23 protein-coding genes are annotated in these 20,323 nt (G+C 64.2%); 8 read left to right on the forward strand and 15 right to left on the reverse strand.

Annotated elements, in window-relative coordinates:
• Positions 1–14: 14 nt before the first annotated feature.
• Positions 15–1,109 (forward strand): glycoside hydrolase family 25 protein, encoded by a 1,095-nt coding sequence (locus tag MNR02_RS13020; RefSeq protein ID WP_241947088.1) that lies wholly within the window; start codon positions 15–17, stop codon positions 1,107–1,109.
• A gap of 1 nt (position 1,110) precedes the next feature.
• Here MNR02_RS13020 and MNR02_RS13025 read toward each other — a convergent pair whose 3' ends face one another.
• Both MNR02_RS13025 and MNR02_RS13030 read right to left on the reverse strand, forming a co-directional pair.
• Entirely contained in the window at positions 1,111–3,048 is a 1,938-nt protein-coding gene (locus tag MNR02_RS13025) for a DUF2207 domain-containing protein (RefSeq protein ID WP_241947089.1), read from the reverse strand.
• Positions 3,049–3,062: 14 nt separating this feature from the next.
• The gene (locus MNR02_RS13030) at positions 3,063–3,611 is read right to left on the reverse strand and encodes a LemA family protein (protein ID WP_241947090.1); all 549 of its coding nucleotides are present in this window, start codon (positions 3,609–3,611) and stop codon (positions 3,063–3,065) included.
• Positions 3,612–3,777: 166 nt separating this feature from the next.
• Between MNR02_RS13030 and MNR02_RS13035 the strand changes: the two genes are divergently transcribed.
• Complete coding sequence (locus MNR02_RS13035; protein ID WP_241947091.1) at positions 3,778–3,975, forward strand: hypothetical protein; 198 nt, start codon at positions 3,778–3,780, stop codon at positions 3,973–3,975.
• A gap of 77 nt (positions 3,976–4,052) precedes the next feature.
• Here the strand turns inward: MNR02_RS13035 and MNR02_RS13040 are convergent, their stop codons facing one another.
• The 6 genes from MNR02_RS13040 to MNR02_RS13065 form a co-directional block, all read right to left on the reverse strand.
• A complete protein-coding gene (locus tag MNR02_RS13040; RefSeq protein WP_241947092.1) occupies positions 4,053–5,009 on the reverse strand; it encodes a glycine--tRNA ligase subunit alpha in 957 nt (318 codons plus the stop codon).
• 69 nt (positions 5,010–5,078) lie between these two features.
• Entirely contained in the window at positions 5,079–6,149 is a 1,071-nt protein-coding gene (locus MNR02_RS13045; protein WP_241947093.1) for a dTDP-glucose 4,6-dehydratase, read from the reverse strand.
• A 211-nt stretch (positions 6,150–6,360) separates the two neighbouring features.
• Positions 6,361–6,552: a hypothetical protein gene (locus MNR02_RS13050; protein ID WP_241947094.1), complete on the reverse strand. Its 192-nt coding sequence runs from the start codon at positions 6,550–6,552 to the stop codon at positions 6,361–6,363.
• 26 nt (positions 6,553–6,578) lie between these two features.
• On the reverse strand, positions 6,579–7,454 hold the full coding sequence (locus MNR02_RS13055) for a S49 family peptidase (protein ID WP_241947095.1): 876 nt from the start codon (positions 7,452–7,454) through the stop codon (positions 6,579–6,581).
• Positions 7,455–7,530: 76 nt separating this feature from the next.
• Entirely contained in the window at positions 7,531–8,337 is an 807-nt protein-coding gene (locus MNR02_RS13060; protein WP_241947096.1) for a tRNA1(Val) (adenine(37)-N6)-methyltransferase, read from the reverse strand.
• Complete coding sequence (locus MNR02_RS13065; RefSeq protein ID WP_241947097.1) at positions 8,334–8,555, reverse strand: DUF2007 domain-containing protein; 222 nt, start codon at positions 8,553–8,555, stop codon at positions 8,334–8,336. The genes MNR02_RS13060 and MNR02_RS13065 overlap by 4 nt, the downstream gene beginning before the upstream one ends.
• Positions 8,556–8,662: 107 nt before the next feature.
• Between MNR02_RS13065 and MNR02_RS13070 the strand changes: the two genes are divergently transcribed.
• The 4 genes from MNR02_RS13070 (at position 8,663) to moaB (ending at position 13,134) form a co-directional block, all read left to right on the forward strand.
• Positions 8,663–9,679, forward strand: a complete 1,017-nt coding sequence (locus tag MNR02_RS13070; RefSeq protein WP_241947098.1) for a polyprenyl synthetase family protein — start codon at positions 8,663–8,665, stop codon at positions 9,677–9,679.
• A gap of 165 nt (positions 9,680–9,844) precedes the next feature.
• Positions 9,845–11,698, forward strand: coding sequence for a tetratricopeptide repeat protein (locus MNR02_RS13075; protein ID WP_241947099.1), 1,854 nt, complete (start codon positions 9,845–9,847; stop codon positions 11,696–11,698).
• A gap of 4 nt (positions 11,699–11,702) precedes the next feature.
• On the forward strand, positions 11,703–12,599 hold the full coding sequence (locus MNR02_RS13080; protein WP_241947100.1) for a 4-(cytidine 5'-diphospho)-2-C-methyl-D-erythritol kinase: 897 nt from the start codon (positions 11,703–11,705) through the stop codon (positions 12,597–12,599).
• Positions 12,586–13,134, forward strand: a complete 549-nt coding sequence (gene moaB, locus MNR02_RS13085) for a molybdenum cofactor biosynthesis protein B (RefSeq protein WP_241947101.1) — start codon at positions 12,586–12,588, stop codon at positions 13,132–13,134. Before MNR02_RS13080 ends, moaB begins: the two co-directional genes overlap by 14 nt.
• A gap of 6 nt (positions 13,135–13,140) precedes the next feature.
• Here moaB and MNR02_RS13090 read toward each other — a convergent pair whose 3' ends face one another.
• Positions 13,141–13,677 carry a glycosyl transferase gene (locus MNR02_RS13090; protein WP_241947102.1) on the reverse strand — a complete coding sequence of 179 codons (537 nt, stop codon included), beginning with the start codon at positions 13,675–13,677 and terminating at the stop codon, positions 13,141–13,143.
• A gap of 171 nt (positions 13,678–13,848) precedes the next feature.
• On the opposite strand from MNR02_RS13090, the gene MNR02_RS13095 reads away from it, so the two are divergent.
• A complete protein-coding gene (locus MNR02_RS13095; RefSeq protein ID WP_241947103.1) occupies positions 13,849–15,006 on the forward strand; it encodes a PA0069 family radical SAM protein in 1,158 nt (385 codons plus the stop codon).
• 268 nt (positions 15,007–15,274) lie between these two features.
• Positions 15,275–15,925 carry a ribonuclease HII gene (locus MNR02_RS13100; RefSeq protein ID WP_241947104.1) on the forward strand — a complete coding sequence of 217 codons (651 nt, stop codon included), beginning with the start codon at positions 15,275–15,277 and terminating at the stop codon, positions 15,923–15,925.
• Positions 15,926–16,130: 205 nt separating this feature from the next.
• Here the strand turns inward: MNR02_RS13100 and MNR02_RS13105 are convergent, their stop codons facing one another.
• The 6 genes from MNR02_RS13105 to MNR02_RS13130 all read right to left on the reverse strand — a co-directional run bounded on the left by MNR02_RS13105 (position 16,131) and on the right by MNR02_RS13130 (position 20,262).
• Positions 16,131–16,616: a F0F1 ATP synthase subunit B gene (locus MNR02_RS13105; RefSeq protein WP_241604780.1), complete on the reverse strand. Its 486-nt coding sequence runs from the start codon at positions 16,614–16,616 to the stop codon at positions 16,131–16,133.
• Positions 16,617–16,626: 10 nt separating this feature from the next.
• A complete protein-coding gene (locus tag MNR02_RS13110; protein WP_241604782.1) occupies positions 16,627–17,280 on the reverse strand; it encodes a F0F1 ATP synthase subunit B in 654 nt (217 codons plus the stop codon).
• A 90-nt stretch (positions 17,281–17,370) separates the two neighbouring features.
• Entirely contained in the window at positions 17,371–17,598 is a 228-nt protein-coding gene (locus tag MNR02_RS13115; RefSeq protein ID WP_241604784.1) for a F0F1 ATP synthase subunit C, read from the reverse strand.
• A 67-nt stretch (positions 17,599–17,665) separates the two neighbouring features.
• On the reverse strand, positions 17,666–18,418 hold the full coding sequence (locus MNR02_RS13120; RefSeq protein ID WP_241604786.1) for a F0F1 ATP synthase subunit A: 753 nt from the start codon (positions 18,416–18,418) through the stop codon (positions 17,666–17,668).
• Between the two features lie 61 nt (positions 18,419–18,479).
• Positions 18,480–18,875: an AtpZ/AtpI family protein gene (locus MNR02_RS13125; RefSeq protein WP_241604788.1), complete on the reverse strand. Its 396-nt coding sequence runs from the start codon at positions 18,873–18,875 to the stop codon at positions 18,480–18,482.
• 265 nt (positions 18,876–19,140) lie between these two features.
• Positions 19,141–20,262: a cell wall hydrolase gene (locus MNR02_RS13130; protein ID WP_241948875.1), complete on the reverse strand. Its 1,122-nt coding sequence runs from the start codon at positions 20,260–20,262 to the stop codon at positions 19,141–19,143.
• Between the last annotated feature and the right edge of the window lie 61 nt (positions 20,263–20,323).

A 20,323-nucleotide genomic window follows, 5' to 3' on the forward strand; every position in this document is an offset into this window, starting at 1 on the left:
GCGAAGGAGCGTCCATGCATTCCGTGCAGTTTTCAGGCCTTGTCGCCCTTCTCCTTTCGACGGCTCTCCCGCTTGCCGCGGTGGCCGCCGACGTCGAGCCGTGGAAGAAGCCGGAGAATGCCATCGTCATCGACGCCTATGAGCTGAACGAGATCGACTGGTCCGACATGCTGACGGACAAGCGCATCGTCGGCTTCATCTCGAAGGCCTCGGACGGCTTGCCGGAAAGCTACAGCTGCAAGGGCGACCACGGCGGCGACACCTTCGCGCACTGCAAGACCATGTGGCGCAAATATGCCGTGAGCCGCGAACTCTACGAGACGCGGCGGTTGCTTGCCCGCTCCAAGGGCCTGCTCTGGGGCGCCTATCACCTTGCCCGCCCGGGCAACCCGATCGAACAGGCCAACCATTTTCTCGACTATGCCAATCCGCAGGACGACGAGATGATGGTGCTCGATATCGAGGGGCTTGATCCGGACCGCTACATGTCGCTCGATGACGCTCAGGTCTTCGCCAGCCATGTCCGCACGCGCACGGGCCGTTACCCCGTGCTCTACACAAATCACATCACGGCGCTCCATATCGCCGCCAACCGCGACCGCTACCGCATCCTTTCACGCCTGCCGCTCTGGTATGCCCGCTACAAGCCCGGCATTGCCGGCAGCTTCCCGATGGGCAACTGGGACAACTATGCGCTCTGGCAGTTCTCGGCCGCCGCCAATTGCACGAAACGGCGCTGCCCCTACCGGGTGAAGGGCGCGCTGAACGACATCGACGTCAATGTCGCGCCGATGACGAAGTCCGAACTGAAAGCCGTGTGGGCCTTCGGCAGCCTGCTGCCGGAAAAACCCTTCGAACCCGTCGACGCCATCCTGACTGCTTCCATCCCCGCCACAAGCATGCTCAAGGCCACGGCCGAGGTCGCCGTATCGGCGGGCACGCAAGCGCAGACGAGCGGTGTCATGACCCTTGACGGCGGTACCATGACCACCTTCTCGATTACGGTGGCGGGCGAGGCGAAAGCAGGTCTTGCCGCCGCAGCCAGCGTCACGGCCAAGCCCGGGCATCGTCTGGTCGAAGTCACGCCGCTGAACTATCAGGATCTCTGAGCTACCAGCCGCCACCACCGCCGCCGCCACCACCGCCGCCGGAAAAACCGCCGCCCGACGAGAAGCCGGAGGACGAGCTTTTCGGCGGATCCGGCAGCGAGGACTGCATGGTGCCAGCCATCGAGCCGGCGAAATCGCCCATCCGGTCGGAGAAGCTGCCGGATGAGAAACCATCGCCATGATACCAGCCGGGCTGGTAGGCGGCCGCCGCCGCGCCCGCTGCCGCGGCAGAGAGCAGCCAGCGGTCGAAGGTCTGCGACCAGGGTTTTTCCACGCCGAGCGCCACCGCATAGGGCAGCAGCGTCTCGAAATGACGGGGCGACATTTCCGGCGCGCCGGCCATGTTCATCCGGTCCTTCTCGGCGAGCGTCAGATACTGGCGCAGCCCATCGATGCCATCCATCATCCTGCGTCCGAGCGGCGTGGGCGCGCCCATCAGGAAGAAGAAGACGATATTGGCGACGACGATGCCGCCGACGGCGACGAAGAGCGGCATTTCGCCGGCCGCCTCCGCTTCCGCGAAGACGGCAAGCGCGATGCCGCCGAAAACGGTCAGGAAGACGAAGCTGACAAAGGCGATCATGGCCACGGCGAAGATGCGCGCGCCGAGCGTTCTCGCCCGCCGCAGGCTGCGGCCGAGCGCCATAGCGAAGATCGACACGAAGACGGCGGCGAAGACCGGCAGGATGATGAGGGCAGCGCCCTCCTCCGGCAGGGAACCGAAGATCAGCAGCGCGGCAAGGCAGGCGAGCGAGAGAAGAATGCCGCCGATCACCTGCGGCCAGTTCGCCAGATAATATTTGTGGCGGTGCTCCTTTTCCATCGCATCGCGGAAGCTGCCGCCGAGCGTCTGCACCCGCTTGCCATTCGCCTTCTCGATGACAAAATCGCCGCCATCCGCCGGCAGCGCGGCAAACAGCACGGCCTCGCCGGTGGGCAGCACGCCGGAAGGCGATTTGCCCGTGCGGCTGATGACGATGGATTTTTTGAGATCCTTCAGCTCGACGAGACCCTTGACGGCAAGGCTGAGGAAGGCGGCGGCGACGGCAGTCCAGCCCTGCCCGCCGAACCCCTTGCCATCGATATAGTTGACGAGTGCGGGCGAAATGCCCTCCGGCGCATCCCAGCGTGGCACCATGACGCCTTCCGGCGGGTCGCGGCCTACGGACAGCCACGCCCAGAGATAATAACCGATGACAAGCACGAGCCCGCCAAAGGAGAGGAACAGATCGCGGTTGTCACGGAAGAACAGCGCGCGTTCCTCCTCTGGCGTCGGCTTGTCGATACTGCCCACCGGCATCTTCGCCGCAATCGTCAGCCCCTCGTAGGGCGCGAGCGCACGCGTCGTTTCGAACAGCGCGCGGTTGCCGCGGTTTTCCGCGCGCGCATTCTTCTCGCCCGAGCCGAATTCTCCGGTAAAGACGGTCAACTCCTCGGCGCTCACCCCGGCCGGAAGCGTGACGATGGCGCTTGCCGCGCGGATCGGGAAGGCCCACTCCGTGCCGGTCACGTTCCAGTAAAGCTCGTCGTGGGTATCGAAGAAGCGGATCTGCCGCGTCGTCTCGTAGGTCAGCCGGTATTCGTGAAAGCCCGGCGACAGCAGCCTGTCGCTCGAGCCGAAATAGATGCGTACGCCCCGGCGGATATTTTCCGTGCGATAGGGCTCTGGCTGGCCGTCACGCTCGACGCTCAGCACCTTGAAGCCGACCTCGCGCTCGCGGCCAGCCTCATCGGTGAAGGTGAGCGGGAAATCGCGATAGATGCCCCGGCGAATTTTGTCGCCCTCGGCATGGACCCGCATCGTTTCCGTCACGGTCAGGACGCCATTCTTCGCCACCGTGATGTCGGAATGGTAGCGGTCGAAATACTCTTCCGCCTGCGCGGCGCTCCCGACCAGGAGGCACAGCCACAACGTCAGGAAAGCCGCGATCCGCGTCATGGGGGTCTCCGGTATCAGAACTTCACGCTGGGCACGGCCCTGTCGGCAGGATTGTCGATCTCGAAATAGGGCGCCTTGGCGAATTTGAAGACGCTGGCCACGAGATTGGAGGGGAAGCTCTCGACCTTGACATTGAGATCGCGCGCAGCGCCATTGTAGTAGCGCCGCGACATCTGGATCTCGCCCTCGATGGTCTCCAGCGTCTGCTGCAACTCGGCGAAGTTCTGGTTGGCCTTGAGGTCGGGATAGGCTTCGGCCAGCGCGAAGAGGCGGCCAAGCGCCTGGCTCAGCATGCCCTCGGCCTGGGCGCGGCCGGCGACATCACCGGCGGGCACGGCCTGCGCGCGGTTGCGCAGTTCCACGACCTTCTCCAGCGTTTCCTTCTCGTGCGCGGCATAGCCTTTCACGGTTTCAAGAAGGTTGGGGATGAGGTCGGCGCGGCGCTTCAGCTGCACGTCGATGCCCGACCAGGCCTCTTCCTTCACCTGCCGCGCGCGCACCAGGCCGTTGTAGATGACGATGGCGTAGATGACGACCACCGCCGCAATTGCCAGACCGATCATGGGCTTCTCCGCTCCTTCATGGCGTTTGCGGCGACCTTAGCATTGAAAGCGCGGCTGGAAAGCCCCTTGCGGGCGATGCCGGCGGCCTTGTCACCGGGGGAACCGCGCGCGGCCGCGCTTTGACCGATAGTCGCTTCATCGCCAACCGAGCCTTGAAGCCGCCGCCATGAAAGCCCTCGCCCTCACGCTCAACGTCCTCGGCTTCACCGCTCTCTTCCTCGCCTACACGATGGGTGCGGCGATCGACCGGCCGACGGGTGTGCGCCGCGCGCTCCAGACCTATGCCGGCCAGCTGCCGACCGGCGCCTTCCCAACGCTCAAGCCTGTCTGGGAACTGGGCGTGAAGGTCACGACAATCGCCTGATCCTCCAGAAGAAAAAGCCATCCGGGTTAGCGAATGGCTTTTCAACATGGCGGCTGATGATCGGAATGTATCCGACTTTACGCCGCGTCCTTGTTCCAGTTCGCGCCGCCGGCATCCGTCAGTAGGAAGGCCTCGCCGCAGGCCTTGGCGAGCGTGCGTACGCGCAGGATATAGCTCTGGCGCTCCGTGACGGAAATCACGCCGCGCGCATCGAGCAGGTTGAAGACGTGGCTGGCCTTGATGCACTGGTCATAGGCCGGCAGCACGCATTTGTGCAGGGCGTTGCTGTCGCCCGGCGCACCGGCGGCGAGCAATGCCTGGCACTCCTTTTCCGCATCGATGAAGTGGCGATGCAGCATGGCCGTGTCGGCATATTCGAAGTTGTGGCGGGAATACTCCTGCTCGGCCTGCAGGAAGACATCGCCATAGGTGATCTTCTCGTCGCCCTCGCGGCCGTTGAAGTTCAGGTCGTAGACGTTGTCGACGCCCTGCACATACATGGCGAGGCGTTCGAGGCCATAGGTCAACTCGCCGGCGACCGGCGCGCATTCGATGCCGCAGACCTGCTGGAAATAGGTGAACTGCGAGACTTCCATGCCGTCGCACCAGCATTCCCAGCCGAGGCCCCAGGCGCCCAGCGTCGGGCTTTCCCAGTCGTCTTCGACGAAGCGCACGTCATGCAGGAGCGGATCGAGGCCGATGGCGGCGAGCGAGCCGAGATAGAGTTCCTGAAGGTTCGACGGGTTCGGCTTCAGGATGACCTGATACTGGTAATAGTGCTGGAGACGATTCGGGTTCTCGCCATAGCGGCCGTCCGACGGGCGGCGCGAGGGCTGCACATAGGCGGCCCGCCACGGGCGCGGCCCGAGCGCGCGCAGCGTGGTTGCCGGATGAAACGTTCCCGCGCCCACTTCCATGTCATAGGGCTGGAGCACCGCGCAGCCCTTGTCCGCCCAATAGTTGTGCAGGGTCAGGATCAGCGCCTGAAAGGAGCGCGTCGGGTTCATGTGGTCAGGCAGGGCGGCAGAGGTCATCGGTCATGTCCGGACATTCATAAAAGCTGGCGGACTGGTGCCACGATGCGCCGGAAGGGTCAAGGCGTCTCAGTGCCGTTCCAGCGAGCGGAAGAGGCCCGATCCGGCCGTCTGCGTGACGACCTGCACGCGCTGTGGTGCGAGGTCGGGCACCTGTGCGAGACGGCGGCGGGCGCCGCCGGGAATGCGCGCGCCATACCAGGCGGCGAGCGCCGGCAGTTCTCCGCGAAGCGACCCCTTCGCCTGCCAGCCGAGCGCCCTCAACGCGCTCGTATCAAGCGGCGGGCGGCTGACATTCTTCGGGCGGCCGGCAACGAAGCTCACGCCGGCAACCGGGTCCTGCACCGTCTCCAGCACCATGCGCGCGACGGAAAGAATATCGACGGGATCTTCACCGGCGACATTGTAGGTGGCATTTTCCGCGCCGTTCGTGACGACGGTGCGCAGGGCCGCGCAGAAATCCGCGATCGGCAGGAAGCTGCGGCGTTGCAGGCCGTCGCCATGCACCGGCAGCGGGCGACCGACGGCCGCCAGTTCCAGGAAGCGCGGCAACAGCTTTTCCACGTTCTGGCGGGTGCCGATCAGGTTGACGGGCCGCAGCACACGGATATCGACGCCTAAGGAGCGGGTGAGGCCGGCGATCAGCATTTCGGCGGCGGCCTTGGAGGCGCCGTAGGGATTGTCGGGCATCAGAGGCGAACGCTCGCCAGCCGGTGCATTCTCGCCCGATCCATAGACTTCCGCCGAACTGATATGGATCATCAGCGGCACGCTGCGCCGTCCCATCGCCTCCACCAGCACCTGCGTGCCGAGCGCATTGGCAAGCGTGAATCGCTCAGGAACGGCGAAGGCGCGTTCGACATGACTTTCGGCGGCGGCATGCACCACCAGATCGGCCCCCTTCAGGACCTCCGTCACCAGGTCGAGATTGCAGACATCGCCTTGCTGGATCGTCACCCGTCCGGAGCGCAGGGCGGCATCGAGATGTGACATATCAGCGGCATAGGTAAAAGCATCGAGCACGCGGATGCGCGCCATCGGACAATGGGCCAGAAGGTCATCGACGACATGGGAGCCGACAAAGCCGGCGCCACCCGTCACGACGATGGTTCGGATATGGTCGAGGTCGAGCGAGGCCATGGTGGTACTCCGATCAGCACAGGCGCATTGCAATCCGCCCTCATGGCGGCCATGCCCTCAAGATCGGTGGTCCCACGCGCGGGCACAACACGCGCCAGCGCAGCACAGCGATAAATACGGAATTAACCTTACGAGACCTGGTTAACGTGCGAAAACAATACGTAAGCCCTTTTCACGTCGCCCCGAAACAGGATGAAACCGTGCCGGAACGTTACTCGTCGTCGCGGCGCACGCGGTACTCGCCCGTTTCCGGATCCTTGACCAGCGTGCCGGTCGCGCCGGTGCGACGCTCCTCTTCGGTGCGGCGGCGCACCCGGCTCAAGCGCTCGGCATCCGACACGAACTTGCGATAGCCGAACCAGGCAAGGCCGCCGACCAGAAGCAGAAAGATAATCTGGGCCATGCCCTCCCCCGTTGTTCTACGACGCCTTATCCCGGCAGGCCGAAGCGGCCCCACAGCGCCTTTTCTTCCGCAAGCTCGGCCACGGCCGAAACACCGGCCGACCCTATACGGTCTGCCATGTCGAGGGAAAGCCCCCCGACGCCGGGCGTCTTTCGTCCGAACAATCCCTTCGGGGTGGAAACGAGTTCCAGCCGCGTCTTCGGGCCGTAGCGGCGCTTGAGTTCGGAGCGCATGTCGGACAGCCCGTCGACGAGCCCGAGCGCGCGGCCGCGACCGCCCGTCCAGAACAGGCCGGAGAAGAGATCGGGGTCATCCGCAAGCCGTGTGCCGCGCCGCGCCTTCACCATGTCGATGAAGACCTGATGGATTTCGAGCTGCAGCGACTTCAGATATTCGACGTCGCTTTCGCGCTCCGGCTGGAACGGGTCGAGGATCGCCTTGTTGGAGCCGGCGGTGTAGACGCGCCGCTCCACGCCGATCTTCTTGAGCATCTCCGGAAAGCCGAAACCACCCGAGACGACGCCGATCGAACCGACGATGGAGGTCGGGTCGGCGAAGATCTCATCGCCGGCGAGCGCGATCATATAGCCGCCCGAGGCCGCCACATCCTCCACGAAGACCAGGACGGGCTTGTTCTTTTCAACCGCGAGGTCGCGAATGCGCTGGAAGATCAGGCGCGACTGCACCGGCGAGCCGCCGGGCGAATTGATGGAAATCGCGACGGCCGGCGCATCCTTGTAGGCAAAGGCCTTTTCGAGGGCCGGTGCGGCGCCCGCGAGATTCAGCGCCGGCCGGAACTGGCTGCCGCCGGCCATGATTGCGCCATGCAGCCGCACGACGGGAACGACGACGCCCTCCTTGCGGAACTTCTTCGGCACCAGCCTCTTCAAAAATCCGGCCATGCGGGTCGTGTCTCCTGTTCTTTCGTCCGGCTGATGTATGCACGGGACGGCAAAACGCAATGGCGCGCCGGAAAATTCAGGGTCGCGACAGACGCGGATAACTGGCCCGGCCGTTGTTCAGATCGTTGACGAACGCACTGAAGGCATGGCCCGGCCCATCGTGCATGACGAGCGGCATGCGCAGGTTGAGGCGCGCGCGCGAGCCCTTGATCGCCGTCACCAGAATGCGTAGCGCGTTTTCCCCCGTGCGGGCATGGATTGGCGTGATCTCGACACCGCCGAAACGCCGGCCGCAGGCGGCGATGATCTCGGCGATGGATTGCGGCCGGGCGATCAGCGAAAGCTGCCCGCCGGGCCTGAGGATGGCGCCTGCCGTGCGTATCCACCGCTCGAACAGATCGTCCTCCATGGCGTGCGCCGCCGCCTTCAGCGCGTCGGGCGCTTTCCGGTCTGAGGAGTCGTTGAAGGGCGGATTCATGATAACGTGATCGTGATCGTCATCGGCCAGGCCGGCAGCCACACGGGCCCGGCCGGTGAGCGTCACATCCGCCTCGAGCACGCTGGCACGGCCGGCGAAGGGTGCGTTGTCTTCAAGCGCCAGCGACTTGCGCGCGAAGGCGGCCATGAGCGGGGAGCGCTCGACGAGCAGGACCTCAGCCTTCTCGATGCGGGCCGCTACGGCAAGGCCGGCGGCTCCCGCACCCGCGCCGAGATCGGCAACGCGCATCGGCCCATCGCCGCTGACCAGCGACGCCAGAAGCATCGCATCCATGCCCGAACGATGGCCGACGCCCTTCGGCTGGACGACGTGGAAGCGGCCGTAATGGAAGGCGTCGACGGTTTCCGTGACCGGCTTTTCCGGCTCGGGAGACGCCTTGGTCACGGGCGCAGCTCCGCGGCAAGCCCTGCATCCCTGAGGATGCCGCGCGCCTCGTCCTCCCGGTCGCTTTCGACGAGGAAACGGCGCGGCAGCATGCCAAGCGAGCCTTCGAGAATGCTCATTCCCTGATCGGCGATCAGGCAGTGGACACCCGCCTCCTTCATAAGGCTTTCCGCGAAGGAGAGCAGAACGGCGTCGTTGGTGCGGATCAGTTCGATCATTCGGGTCTTTTCCAGCCTTAATTCCGGAGGCGGGACAATTCGCCTCTTGCCGCATGAGGCCCCGCTTTCTATTGTCTTTCAACAAAAATGAACAGGAGTCCGGGCATTTGGGCGTCGTGATACCGCTTGAAGAAGGCAAAAACAAACAGGCATCGGTGAAGCCGCTCGTCGACCTTACAAAAGCCGACATGGAACGGGTGAACCAGCTCATCCTGTCGAAAGCCGGTTCCGACGTGCAGATGATTCCCGAGGTTGCAAACCACCTCATCTCGTCCGGCGGCAAGCGCCTGCGTCCCATGCTGACGCTCGCGGCAGCCTCCATGTTCGGCTATGGCGGCGACCATCACATCAAGCTCGCGACCAGCGTCGAGTTCATGCACACCGCCACGCTGCTGCATGACGACGTGGTCGATGAGAGCGACCTGCGCCGCGGAAAATCCACCGCCCGCATGATCTGGGGGAACCAGGCGAGCGTACTCGTCGGCGACTTCCTTCTCGGCCAGGCTTTCAAGATGATGGTCGAGGTCGGCTCGCTGGAAGCGCTCGACGTGCTGTCGACCGCCGCCACGGTGATCGCCGAGGGCGAGGTTCTGCAGCTGTCCGTCGCCAAGAACATGGAGACGACGGAGGACGACTATCTCGAAGTCATTCGCGCCAAGACGGCCGCCCTCTTTGCCGCCGCTGCCGAAGTGGGTCCGATTATCGCCAATACCGGCAAGGCCGAGCGCAATGCGCTGAAGTCCTACGGCATGAATCTTGGCCTCGCCTTCCAGCTGGTCGATGACGCGCTCGACTACGGCGGGAAGGCGGCCGACCTGGGCAAGAACACCGGCGACGATTTTCGCGAGGGCAAGATCACGCTGCCGGTCATTCTGGCCTGGCGCCGCGGCACGGCCGAGGACCGTGCGTTCTGGCGCGAGACGATCGAGGGCGGCAAGAGCGACGATGCCAATCTGGAGCGGGCGCTCGGCCTCATCACCCGCTATGGCGGTCTGACGGACACGATTGCCCGCGCGCAGCATTACGGCATGATCGCCCGCGATGCGCTTGCCCCCCTTCCGGCAAGCCCCTGGAAGGATGCGCTGCTCGAAGTCATCGACTTCTCCATCGCCCGCGTCAGCTGACGGCATTCCGCCAAATCCGGCGTGGCAGGATTATCTTGCCGCGCCGCGCCAAAAAAGCCATTCTCTGCCGTCATGAGTCCATGACTGATTTGGGCGCCATCGTGGCAGGACGTGCCGCGCTGGGTGCCGGGGCGACCTTCATACCTTCCGGTGAAAGGCATTTTGATGCGGCATTTCCTCCTCCTTCGGCTTCTTTCCGGCGTGGCGATTGCTGCCAGCATCACGCTCGCCGGTCCCCTGGCCGGTCCGTCCGCCGCCTATGCGCAGGACAAGCCCGCTGCCGAGGCGGCCGATGAGACGCCGTTCGATCCGCTGAGCGTCAACACCTTCTCCGGCGCCTTCCTGGCGGCCCGCACCGCGGATTTCGACAAGGACTACGCCACCGCCGTCAAGCTCTACAAGATCGCGCTCCAGTTCGACCCGACGAACACCGACGTCAAGCAGCGCCTGATGATCACACAGCTGATGAGCGGCGACTTCGCCGAGGGCGTCAAGCTTGCCGACACGCTGAAGAACGACCCGTCCGTCGAGCGCATCACCTCGACCGTGCGCGGCATGGAGGCGATCCGCAAACGTGAATACAAGTCGGCGGAAAAGATCCTCGCCTATAAGGGGCCGAACGATCTCGACCGGATGATGAACGACCTCCTGCTCGCCTGGGCCAAGTTCGGCGACGGCAAGCCGAAGGAGGCGCTCAAGCTCGTCACGGGCATGCAGGGGCCGGAATGGCTCGCCATCTTCAAGAACTACCATGCCGGCGCGCTGGCCGCTGCCGCAGGCGACAAGGCGACGGCACGCGCACGCCTCAACGAGGCGATCCTCGACCGCAACGGCGCTGGCGCCGCACCCGACACCTTCATTCGCGCCGTCATGGCACTGGCCCGGCTTGAGGCCCGCGACGGCAACAAGCAGAAGGCGCTCGACGCGATCTCGGTGGGTGACAATTTTGTTACGAGCTACGCGCCGCTGAAGGCGCTGCGCCAGAGCATCGAGGCCGGCGAGAAGCAGGAGCAGCAAGTCCGCACCGCCGCCCAGGGTGCTGCCGCCGTGCTCTTTTCCATCGGTGGCGCACTGAACCGCGACGGGGCGGAAGACATCGTCGCGCTCTATCTCCAGGCCGCCCGCGCGCTCGACCCCGACAGCGACGACGTTCTGGTTCTTCTCGGCGGCATTGCCGAGAACCAGAAGAAGCCGGATATCGCCATCGATTATTATCGGGCTGTGCCCGAGAAATCGCCGATGCGCCGTATTTCCGAATTGCAGCTCGGCCTCAACCTTGCCGACACCGGCAAGGTTGACGAAGCCAAGAAGCACCTTCAGGAGCTGATCGATGCCGATCCGGCCGACCTGCGCAGCTATCTCGCGCTCGGCAGCGTGCTGTCCGACGCCAAGGACTATCGCGCCATGGCCACGCTCTACGACAAGGCCGTCAGTGTCATCGGCTCGGTTCCGACCCGCAACCACTGGAGCGTCTTCTTCCAGCGTGGCATCGCCTATGAGCGTCTGAAGGAATGGGACAAGGCCGAGCCGAATTTCCGCAAGTCGCTGGAACTGAACCCCGACCAGCCCCAGGTGCTGAACTATCTCGGCTATTCCTGGGTGGACATGAACCGGAACCTCGACGAGGGCCTGGACATGATCCGCAAGGCAGTGAGCCTCAAGCCCGATGACGGCTATATCGTCGATTCGCTCGGCTGGGCCTATTACCGTCTCGGCCGCTTCGACGACGCCGTCGCGGAACTGGAGCGCGCGGCGGAGCTCAAGGCCGGCGATCCCACCGTCAACGATCACCTCGGCGATGCCTACTGGCGCGTCGGCCGCAAACTGGAAGCGACCTTCCAGTGGAACCGCGCGCTCGGGCTGAAGCCGGAAGACGCGGAGATCGTCAAGATCAAGGACAAGATCGAAAACGGTCTCGCCGATATCAAGCCTTCCGACCCGGCCTCGGCCGAAGCGAAGGAAGACAAGCCCGCGCAGAAAATCGCGCCGGAAGAAAAAGCCGCGGACCGCAAGTCCTGACCGCATGCCCGGCGACACCCTTTCGGGCTTTGCCGTTATCGAACCGGCGCCCGCCAAGATAAACCTCGCGCTGCACGTCGTCGGCGAGCGCGAGGATGGCTACCATCTCCTCGACAGCCTCGTAACCTTCACAGCCTTCGGCGACCGCATCGCGCTGTCGCCGGCCGATGAAGACCGCTTCACGCTGTCCGGCCGCTTTTCCGGCACGCTGGCCGCAGAGGGTGACAATCTCGTCACCCGCGCGCGTGACCGCCTGCGTGCGGCGCTGGAACAGACGGGGCAATCCGCCCCGCCCGTGCATATTCATCTGGAAAAGAACCTGCCCATTGCCTCCGGCATCGGCGGCGGCTCGGCGGATGCGGCCGCGACACTGCGCGGCCTGCTTGCCCTGTGGCACGCGCATCTGCCCTGCGACCGGCTCGACGCCATCGCCATCGGGCTCGGCGCGGATGTGCCCATGTGCCTCGCCGGCCGTCCGTTGCTGGCACGCGGCATCGGAGAGGATATCACGCCTGTCGCACTTCCCGCGCTCTCCATGGTGCTCGCCAACCCTCTCGTGGGTGTCTCGACGCCAGCCGTGTTTCGCGCGCTCGCCTCCAAGCGGAACGGGCCGCTGGCGCTTCAAGATATGCCGGAAGACTGGCTGGATGCCATTGCCGGCCTGCGCAACGATCTGGAGCCGCCTGCCCGCCGGCTCTGCCCGCAGATCGGGGAACTGGCCAACGATCTTGCCGCGACGGATGCACGCGTCGTGCGGATGTCTGGTTCCGGCGCCTCCTGCTTCGCGCTATACGGTTCGGACGCAATGGCCGAGGCGGCGGCGGCTTCGCTGAGGCAGCAACACCCCGACTGGTTCATCACCGCCACCCGCACGCTGGAGGGACACAATGGCACGCCTTGACGAGACGAGACCGTTCATCCCGGTCGGCATCGCGGTGCTGACCGTCTCGGATACCCGCACACCAGAGACAGACCGTTCCGGGGATACGCTGGTCGCGCGCATCGCCGACGCCGGCCACAGGCTCGTTGCCCGCGCGATCGTGCCGGACGATATCGCCACCATTCGCGCGCAGGTCGAGGCCTGGACGCGCGACGATGCGGTCGACGTTGTCATCACCACCGGCGGCACGGGCTTCACGGGCCGCGATGTGACGCCGGAGGCATTGGAGCCGATCTTCGAGAAACGCATGGACGGCTTTTCGGAGGTCTTCCACCGCATCTCCTATGACAAGATCGGCACCTCCACGATCCAGTCGCGCGCGACGGGCGGTGTCACCAACGCCACCTTCATCTTCGTGCTGCCCGGCTCGCCCGGCGCCTGCAAGGATGCCTGGGACGGCATTCTCAAGGCACAACTCGACTACAGGCACATGCCCTGCAATTTCGTGGAAATCATGCCGCGTCTCGACGAGCACCTGAAGCGCTCGGCCTGCTGAGCCGCCTCAACCGGCCACGAGCTGCGCGCGCATCGCCCTGATCGCCCAGGCGGGCACGATCTCGGCAACGAGCGAAAAGGTCTTCGTACCCTTTGCGATGTCGGACAGGGACATGCCGGTGCGCACTGCGGCCGCAGCCTGCCGTTTGCTGACAAGATAGCCCTGCTCGAGTGGCGAAAGGCGGCGCCCGAAGCGTTTCAGGAATGGGCGACGGTGATTGCGCGAGCCGGTGAACCGCGCCGGGCCGGCACTGACCGAGACATGATCGGCGATGGCATCGACCCAGCCGGTCATCGGGCGTGCGCCGGGCTCCAGCAGGAGCAGCCAGTCGCCGCGCGCCGCGCGCACGACATCCTTCATGTCCCAGCTGGTGAGAAACCGGCAACCGGCTGCATCCGCCACACGGCCGGAACCATCGCGCGAGCCGTGATCGAGCACGATGACCTCCCGCACGATTCCCTCGACAGCACCCGGAACAAGCGCCGAAAGCGTCTGAGCAAGCTCGGCCTCGTTGTCCCGGCATTCGATGATGATCGTCAGCATACATCCTACTACCGCATCGCAGCATGAATTGCCACCGCCGCAAGACCGTCGCATTGCCGCATGGTTAGGCGACATGGTTAGCCGGAACAAATTTGTTCTTGCATTGTTCTCATTTCGATTATAGGAATATAGTCATTGAACCGGGGCGAGACGGTCCCGCCGGAGATAGCCATGAACGATGTTGCAAACCTGAGGCAGGGTGCCCTAGCGCCCGGCCATGCGAAGGATGTTGCCGAAGCACTGCTGGCTGATACGGGCATGCGCATCGATGGAGACCGCCGACGCGGTCGGGGCGCCGGGCTCAACTTCACCGGCCGTTTCGAGCCCGTGACGCGCGAAAGCTTCGACGACGGCTGGCAGACGCTGGAGGAGCTTCCGCCGTTCCGCACCGAGGTCCAAGTCGAGAAGCCGCGTACCATCATCACCCGCAACGAATCGCCGGATATTCCCTTTGACCGCTCGATCAATCCCTATCGCGGCTGCGAGCATGGCTGCATCTACTGCTTCGCCAGGCCGACTCATGCCTTCATGGGCCTGTCCGCTGGCCTCGATTTCGAAGCGAAGCTCTTCGCCAAGCCGGATGCGCCCAAGCTGCTCGAACGCGAATTGTCCAAGCCCGGCTACAAGCCGCGTGTCATCGCGATCGGCACCAATACCGACCCCTACCAGCCTATCGAGAAGGAATGGCGTATCATGCGCCAGATTCTCGAAGTGCTCGACAAGGCCAACCATCCTGTCTCGATCGTCACCAAGTCGGCGCTCGTCATGCGCGATATGGATATTCTCTCCCGCATGGCCGCCCGCGGCCTGGCCTGGGTCGGCATGTCGGTGACGACACTCGACCGGAAGCTTGCCCGCACCATGGAGCCGCGGGCAGCCACCCCGTCACGCCGGCTGGCGGCGATACGCGCGCTCTCCGATGCCGGCATCCCCACCGCCGTCATGATGGCGCCGATCATTCCCGGCCTCAATGATCACGAGATCGAAAAGGTGCTCGATTCGGGCAAGGCGGCCGGGGCGATGGAAGCGAGCTATGTGCTGCTGCGCCTGCCGCTGGAAGTGAGCCCCCTCTTCCGTGAGTGGCTGCTGCGCAACTATCCGGATCGCTATCGCCATGTCATGTCGCTCGTGCGCTCCATGCGTGACGGCAAGGATTACGACGCGGAGTTCGGCAAGCGCATGAAGGGTGCCGGCCCTTATGCGTGGCAGATCGCGCGGCGCTTCGAGATGGCCAGCAAGCGGCTGGAACTGACGCGAACGCGCCGGAACCTGTCCGGCGACCAGTTCATTCCGCCCTCGGGCAGCGGCGTGCAGTTGTCCTTGCTCTGAAAGTCGGTGGGTGAGGTTTAACCGCCTACCCCGCGCGGCGTTCCGACAAGGCGGCATGCCTTACGGCAAACGGGGCCGTGACCCACATCACCGCCAAGGCCGCGACAGTGATTTGAAAGTTCTGCGCAGTTCCTCGGGCCGGCCGGCTCTTGAAAGGGCGCTATCCTCTTCCGGTCCGCCAATCCCCGGGCGCACCGGTTGCCCCTCCGGCATCCGCCTCCTGCCGGGGGACTTGCAGGGAATCGGACGGATGTGCGAGGTTCGCCGCATGTCCCGTCCCGCATCCTCCGATTCCCGCCTTCTTTTCGATATGCCCGAAGGGCCCGACTTCTCGATGGAGATGGCGGCCAGAAAACGCGGCCTCTGGCCGGTCGCCGGGACTGACGAGGCCGGGCGCGGCCCTTTGGCCGGGCCCGTGGTCGCGGCGGCGGTCGTGCTCGACCCTGATAACATTCCCGATGGTCTTCGCGATTCCAAGCAATTGAGCGCGGCGAAGCGGGAAATGCTGTTTGCCCGCATCATGGAAACGGCCTTCGTATCCGTCGCGTCAAGTTCCTCGCGGCGCATTGATACGATCGACATCCGCAAGGCGAGCCTCGACGCCATGCGCCGCGCCGTCGCGGGTCTCGAAGTGGCGCCGAGGCTCGTCCTGACGGACGGCCGTGACGTGCCGCCGGGCCTAGCCTGCGAGGGCCGGGCCGTCATCAAGGGCGACGCGCTCTCCGTTTCGATTTCTGCGGCCTCGATCGTCGCCAAGGTGATGCGCGACCGGATGATGGCGCGCGCGGAAGAAACCTATCCAGGATACGGCTTTGCCGTGCATGCCGGTTATGCCACCCAGGTGCACCGCAGCGCTATCGAGTCCATCGGTCCCTGCCGCCTCCACCGCATGAGCTTTCGCCCGCTGCGCAAGGACTGATCCACCCCCTCCGCAACAATTGCAGATCACCAGTTCTACGCTGGATATCAAAGCGCGCACGCTGGCTGCCAACCGGCAGAGGCGCGAAAGTATCGTGTCTGATCGCCAGCGTCGAACACTCAGCACAGACCAATGTTGGGTATACGCCGGACGCAAAAAAGGCCGGATCGCTCCGGCCTTTTTCAATTCATCGAGAATGGCGACCTCAGTTGAGGCGGCTCTTCACTTCGCTGATCGCGTTGTCGAAGAGCGACTTGCCGGTTGCGGCATCTGCCTTGGCGGCGATGACCTTCTCGGCGGCCGCGACAGCGAGATCGACGGCTGCGGCGCGCACGGCGTTGATCGCGTCGACTTCCGCCTGCTTGATCTTCTGCTCGGAGAGCGCGGTGCGGCGGGTGACGTATTCCTCGGTCTTCTGCTTGGCCTCGGCGGTCAGGGCGCTCGCTTCGCGTTCAGCGGCGGCGACGATGCTTGCAGCTTCCGCCTCGGCATCCTTGCGCTTGCGCTGGTATTCGGCGAGCAAGTGCTGGGCCTCCTCGCGAAGACGCTTGGCTTCCGCCAGCTCGTTCTGGATCTTCTCGGCACGGGCGTCGAGACCCTTGGCCATCATGCCCGGAACCTTGAGATAGGCAATCAGGGCCAGGAACAGCAGGAGGCCGACAAAGGCATAGAATGTTGCGTCGAATGCCATGGTATCCTCCTTATTCGCCCGCTGCCGACTTCACGGCCGAAGCGATCTCGGCCTTGGTGGCCTTGGCGCCGATCAGCTGTTCGACGACGGCTGCGGTCGTTTCCTCGGCAATCGTGCCGACATCGGCAAGCGCCTTGGCCTTGATTTCGGCGATGCGCGTTTCCGCACCGGCGATCTTGTCCTGCAGCGAGGCTTCGATCTTGGCGCGCTCGGCGTCGGCCTTGGCCTTGGCTTCGTCGCGGGCAGTCGAGGCGATCGCGTTGCCCTTGGCGCGGGCAGCGGCGAGTTCCTGTTCGTAGGAAGCGATCGCAGCGTCGGCTTCCGCCTTCAGGCGGGACGCTTCGTCGAGATCCTGTGCGATGCGGTCGTGCCGCGTCTCCAGAATGCCGCCGATGCGCGGAATGACGACCTTCGACATGAGAAGGTAGAAAAGACCGAACGTGATCGCGAGCCACAGAAGCTGCGATGCAAACGTTGTCTGGTCGAACGGGGGGAAGACGCCGGAAGCGTGCTCGCCGCCATGGGCAACACCCGTTTCGGTGTGCACTTCGCCTGCCGGCTGAGCCGCATGCGCATCCGCAGGGGTCTCATGCGTATCCGCAGGAGTTTCCGCCTGGGCGATTTCGAAGGGGGTGGACTCGGCCGATGCCAAGGTCACAGACATGCTGACCTCCAGGGGGCACTCTCAGATCATGTACGGAACGTACGATGGACCACGGCCCTTGCGGGGCCATGGTCCAGTCCTCAGCCGATATCAGACGGCGAAGAGGAGAAGGAGAGCGATGAGCAGCGAGAAGATGCCCAGAGCTTCCGTAACGGCGAAGCCGAATACGAGACGGCCGAACTGGCTGTCAGCAGCAGACGGGTTGCGCAGAGCGCCGGACAGGTAGCTGCCGAAGATGTTGCCGAGGCCGAGAGCCGTGCCGGCGAGACCGAACGTGGCAAGACCTGCGCCGATGTACTTTGCTGCTTCCGCTTCCATGTTGAACTCCTTGAATGGGTTGTTGCGGCTTGTGAGCGGCGCCCGGAGGCACCGACGACTTTATTCCCTAGTGACCACCCGGATGCACGGCATCGTTGAGGTACATGCATGTCAGAACTGCGAAGACATAGGCCTGCAGGAACGACACGAGGAATTCGAGACCGGTCAGGGCGACGGTCATGAGAAGGGGCAGGATCGCACCGGCGACGCCGACGGCGCCAAGCGCGCTAAGCGAGGTGACGAAGCCTGCAAAGACCTTCAGCGTGATGTGACCCGCCAGCATGTTTGCGAAAAGACGGATCGAGAGGCTGATCGGACGCGAGAGGAACGAGATGACCTCGATCGAGACGACCAGCGGAAGAAGCGCACCGGGAACACCCGACGGCACGAACAGCTTGAGGAAGCCGAAGCCATGCTTGTAGAAGCCGTAGACCACGACCGTGCCGATGACGAGCATGGCCAGCGCGAAGGTGACAATGATCTGGCTCGTGACGGTGAAGAAGTACGGCACCATGCCGAGCATGTTTGCCGTCAGCACGAACATGAAGAGCGAGAACACGAACGGGAAGAACTTCATCCCGTGGCTGCCCGCGCCTTCCCTCAGCATCGAGGCGATGAACTCGTAGGACATTTCCGAAACCGACTGCATGCGGCTCGGAACCAGGCCGCGCTGGCCGGTGGTGAAATAGAGGAAGCCGATGCCGGCCGCGACGGTGGCGACCATAAACAGCGAGGCATTGGTGAACGAGAAATCGATACCGCCGATTTCGATCGGAACAATCTTGTTGACCAGGAACTGATGGGTCGGATCGTTGGACACCGCTTATCTCTCTTGCTTGCCCGCCTTGCGACGGAAGTCACCCACTATGCGAACCGCGTCGTCAGACGCCGTCCTTCTTATCGGTCTCGTCCCGTCCGCCGCCGACCTTGCCGGGCTCTCGCCCGGCCAGCCTGTCGACCGGATGGGGCGAAGCCACCATGCCGGCGGCGCGCATGACGTTCAGAACGCCGGCACCGAAGCCGAGAAGGAGGAATACGATCATTCCCCACGGCCCTGTACCCGCAAAATGGTCCAAAAGATAGCCCAGAAGCGCCCCGACAATCACGGCAGCGACGAACTCGCTCGAGAGCTTCATGGCGACCGCATAGCCTGAACGGCTTGCTGCTGCCCTCGCCTCGGCGGCTTCTTCCGCCCCGTCTGACTTGCGCTTCTCCGCGAGTTCCGCGTCGAGCCGCTTCAGCCGGTCTTCCAGACTTCCCTTTTGATCGTCGGCCATGGCATCCTCCTGCTTGCTTCCGATGAGGCGTTCGCCCCAATGCGGACATATTGAAGGCTAGGATTCAAGCCATATCCGACCCCTTTCGAAGTCGGCCGCAACATAGTTTTAGGTGCCGGCATAGTCAAGGCGTGGCGGAGCTTTGCGCCGCTGCAAATATATATAATAAAATCAACACATTGACCTGAATTGAACGGGAAGCGCGACTCTCTGCCCCGGGAATCGCCGGCGCTGTGGCGCGGACTCACCACAGCCGCCGACTGGCTCAGCTCCAGCCACCGCCATAGGTGCGGTAGAAGATGTGCTTGCCGATCTTTGCCACGCGCTGCATGGTGCGGCCCCACGGCGGCTTGACGTAGGTCGCGTGGTAGTGGGTCGAGGAACCGACCTCATCGATCCAGATCTTGCCGGCCGTTACCGCCATGGCGATTTCCTTGGCCGTCTTCCAGTGCCAGGGCGACAGGATGAGATCGGGGATACCGTCGCAGGCGAAGGAGAACTGGCAGCGGTTTCGCCAGTTCTGGTTCTGGTAGACCACGCCGCAGATCGTGTCGGGATAGGCGGGGTTTCGTACGCGGTTGAGAATGACCTGGGCGACGGCGGCCTGGCCTTTCAGCTCTTCGCCGCGCGCTTCGAAATAAATGCCCTCGGCCAGGCACTTCTGTTCCTTCTCGGTGAACACGCCCGGCGGCAGCGCAGTCGCGGCCCAGGCATGATCCTCCGGTGCGATTTCAGGAATGAAGCGGCCGGTCTCGACCTTCGGCTTCAGGATCGAATCGAAGGGCGATTCCCGCGCATAATCCGGCTCGACGCGGGCATAGGCGGTCGCGAGGATGTCAGCCTTGTCGCTGGTGACGAGATCGGCGATGACCGGCGAGACGCCGGGGGTCTTGCGCGCCGGCGTCTTCTTGTAGAAGGCCGTAGCGATCTGGATTTCCTTGCCGCGAATGTCGGCCCGCGCGAAGATCATGCGCTGGCCATCATTGAAGACCGGCGACAGGAGCGAGGACGTACGCTCCAGAATGGAACCGGCGGTGAAATCCTTCGGCGGGCTCACGGGCACCACCGCGACGATACGGCCCTTCTTGTCGCGGCGGTTGATGCGGTCCTCGTCGGGAATTCCGCCCTGGCCCTTGTGCTCGCTGCGCAGCGCAGCCTTGGCGCCGCCGGGCAGTTCAACCCCTGCCCCGCTCTCGATGCCGCCTGTGATCATCGCATCCGCAAAGGAAATTTCGATTTCATGCACCGAACCGGCGGGCGAACGGGTGAGCACCATGTTCTGATTGCCGCCCTTGCGGTTGAGCCCCGCCAGATAGGTGGCAAGGTCGGTATGCGCGGCCTGGGTCGGCACGCTGGCGACGAGGCCTGCGGCCAGGACCAGGGGCATTTTCCATTCCCGCTTCAGATAGTCGAAGAAGCGGCCTGCCCCGGCATGACGAATGTTACGC

Source organism: Shinella sp. H4-D48 (assembly GCF_022637395.1).
Lineage (GTDB): Bacteria > Pseudomonadota > Alphaproteobacteria > Rhizobiales > Rhizobiaceae > Shinella > Shinella sedimenti.

What these genes read in the sequence shown, in the direction of transcription:
- MNR02_RS13035 (WP_241947091.1), top strand. Translation starts at nt 3,778, where the DNA reads ATGAAAGCCCTCGCCCTCACGCTCAACGTCCTCGGCTTCACCGCTCTC.
- MNR02_RS13040 (WP_241947092.1), bottom strand. Translation starts at nt 5,009, where the DNA reads ATGACCTCTGCCGCCCTGCCTGACCACATGAACCCGACGCGCTCCTTT.
- MNR02_RS13125 (WP_241604788.1), bottom strand. Translation starts at nt 18,875, where the DNA reads ATGGCCGACGATCAAAAGGGAAGTCTGGAAGACCGGCTGAAGCGGCTC.
- MNR02_RS13130 (WP_241948875.1), bottom strand. Translation starts at nt 20,262, where the DNA reads ATGCCCCTGGTCCTGGCCGCAGGCCTCGTCGCCAGCGTGCCGACCCAG.
- MNR02_RS13020 (WP_241947088.1), top strand. Translation starts at nt 15, where the DNA reads ATGCATTCCGTGCAGTTTTCAGGCCTTGTCGCCCTTCTCCTTTCGACG.
- MNR02_RS13030 (WP_241947090.1), bottom strand. Translation starts at nt 3,611, where the DNA reads ATGATCGGTCTGGCAATTGCGGCGGTGGTCGTCATCTACGCCATCGTC.
- MNR02_RS13110 (WP_241604782.1), bottom strand. Translation starts at nt 17,280, where the DNA reads ATGTCTGTGACCTTGGCATCGGCCGAGTCCACCCCCTTCGAAATCGCC.
- MNR02_RS13100 (WP_241947104.1), top strand. Translation starts at nt 15,275, where the DNA reads ATGTCCCGTCCCGCATCCTCCGATTCCCGCCTTCTTTTCGATATGCCC.
- MNR02_RS13080 (WP_241947100.1), top strand. Translation starts at nt 11,703, where the DNA reads ATGCCCGGCGACACCCTTTCGGGCTTTGCCGTTATCGAACCGGCGCCC.
- MNR02_RS13065 (WP_241947097.1), bottom strand. Translation starts at nt 8,555, where the DNA reads ATGATCGAACTGATCCGCACCAACGACGCCGTTCTGCTCTCCTTCGCG.
- MNR02_RS13055 (WP_241947095.1), bottom strand. Translation starts at nt 7,454, where the DNA reads ATGGCCGGATTTTTGAAGAGGCTGGTGCCGAAGAAGTTCCGCAAGGAG.
- MNR02_RS13050 (WP_241947094.1), bottom strand. Translation starts at nt 6,552, where the DNA reads ATGGCCCAGATTATCTTTCTGCTTCTGGTCGGCGGCCTTGCCTGGTTC.
- moaB (WP_241947101.1), top strand. Translation starts at nt 12,586, where the DNA reads ATGGCACGCCTTGACGAGACGAGACCGTTCATCCCGGTCGGCATCGCG.
- MNR02_RS13090 (WP_241947102.1), bottom strand. Translation starts at nt 13,677, where the DNA reads ATGCTGACGATCATCATCGAATGCCGGGACAACGAGGCCGAGCTTGCT.
- MNR02_RS13115 (WP_241604784.1), bottom strand. Translation starts at nt 17,598, where the DNA reads ATGGAAGCGGAAGCAGCAAAGTACATCGGCGCAGGTCTTGCCACGTTC.
- MNR02_RS13025 (WP_241947089.1), bottom strand. Translation starts at nt 3,048, where the DNA reads ATGACGCGGATCGCGGCTTTCCTGACGTTGTGGCTGTGCCTCCTGGTC.
- MNR02_RS13045 (WP_241947093.1), bottom strand. Translation starts at nt 6,149, where the DNA reads ATGGCCTCGCTCGACCTCGACCATATCCGAACCATCGTCGTGACGGGT.
- MNR02_RS13075 (WP_241947099.1), top strand. Translation starts at nt 9,845, where the DNA reads ATGCGGCATTTCCTCCTCCTTCGGCTTCTTTCCGGCGTGGCGATTGCT.
- MNR02_RS13095 (WP_241947103.1), top strand. Translation starts at nt 13,849, where the DNA reads ATGAACGATGTTGCAAACCTGAGGCAGGGTGCCCTAGCGCCCGGCCAT.
- MNR02_RS13105 (WP_241604780.1), bottom strand. Translation starts at nt 16,616, where the DNA reads ATGGCATTCGACGCAACATTCTATGCCTTTGTCGGCCTCCTGCTGTTC.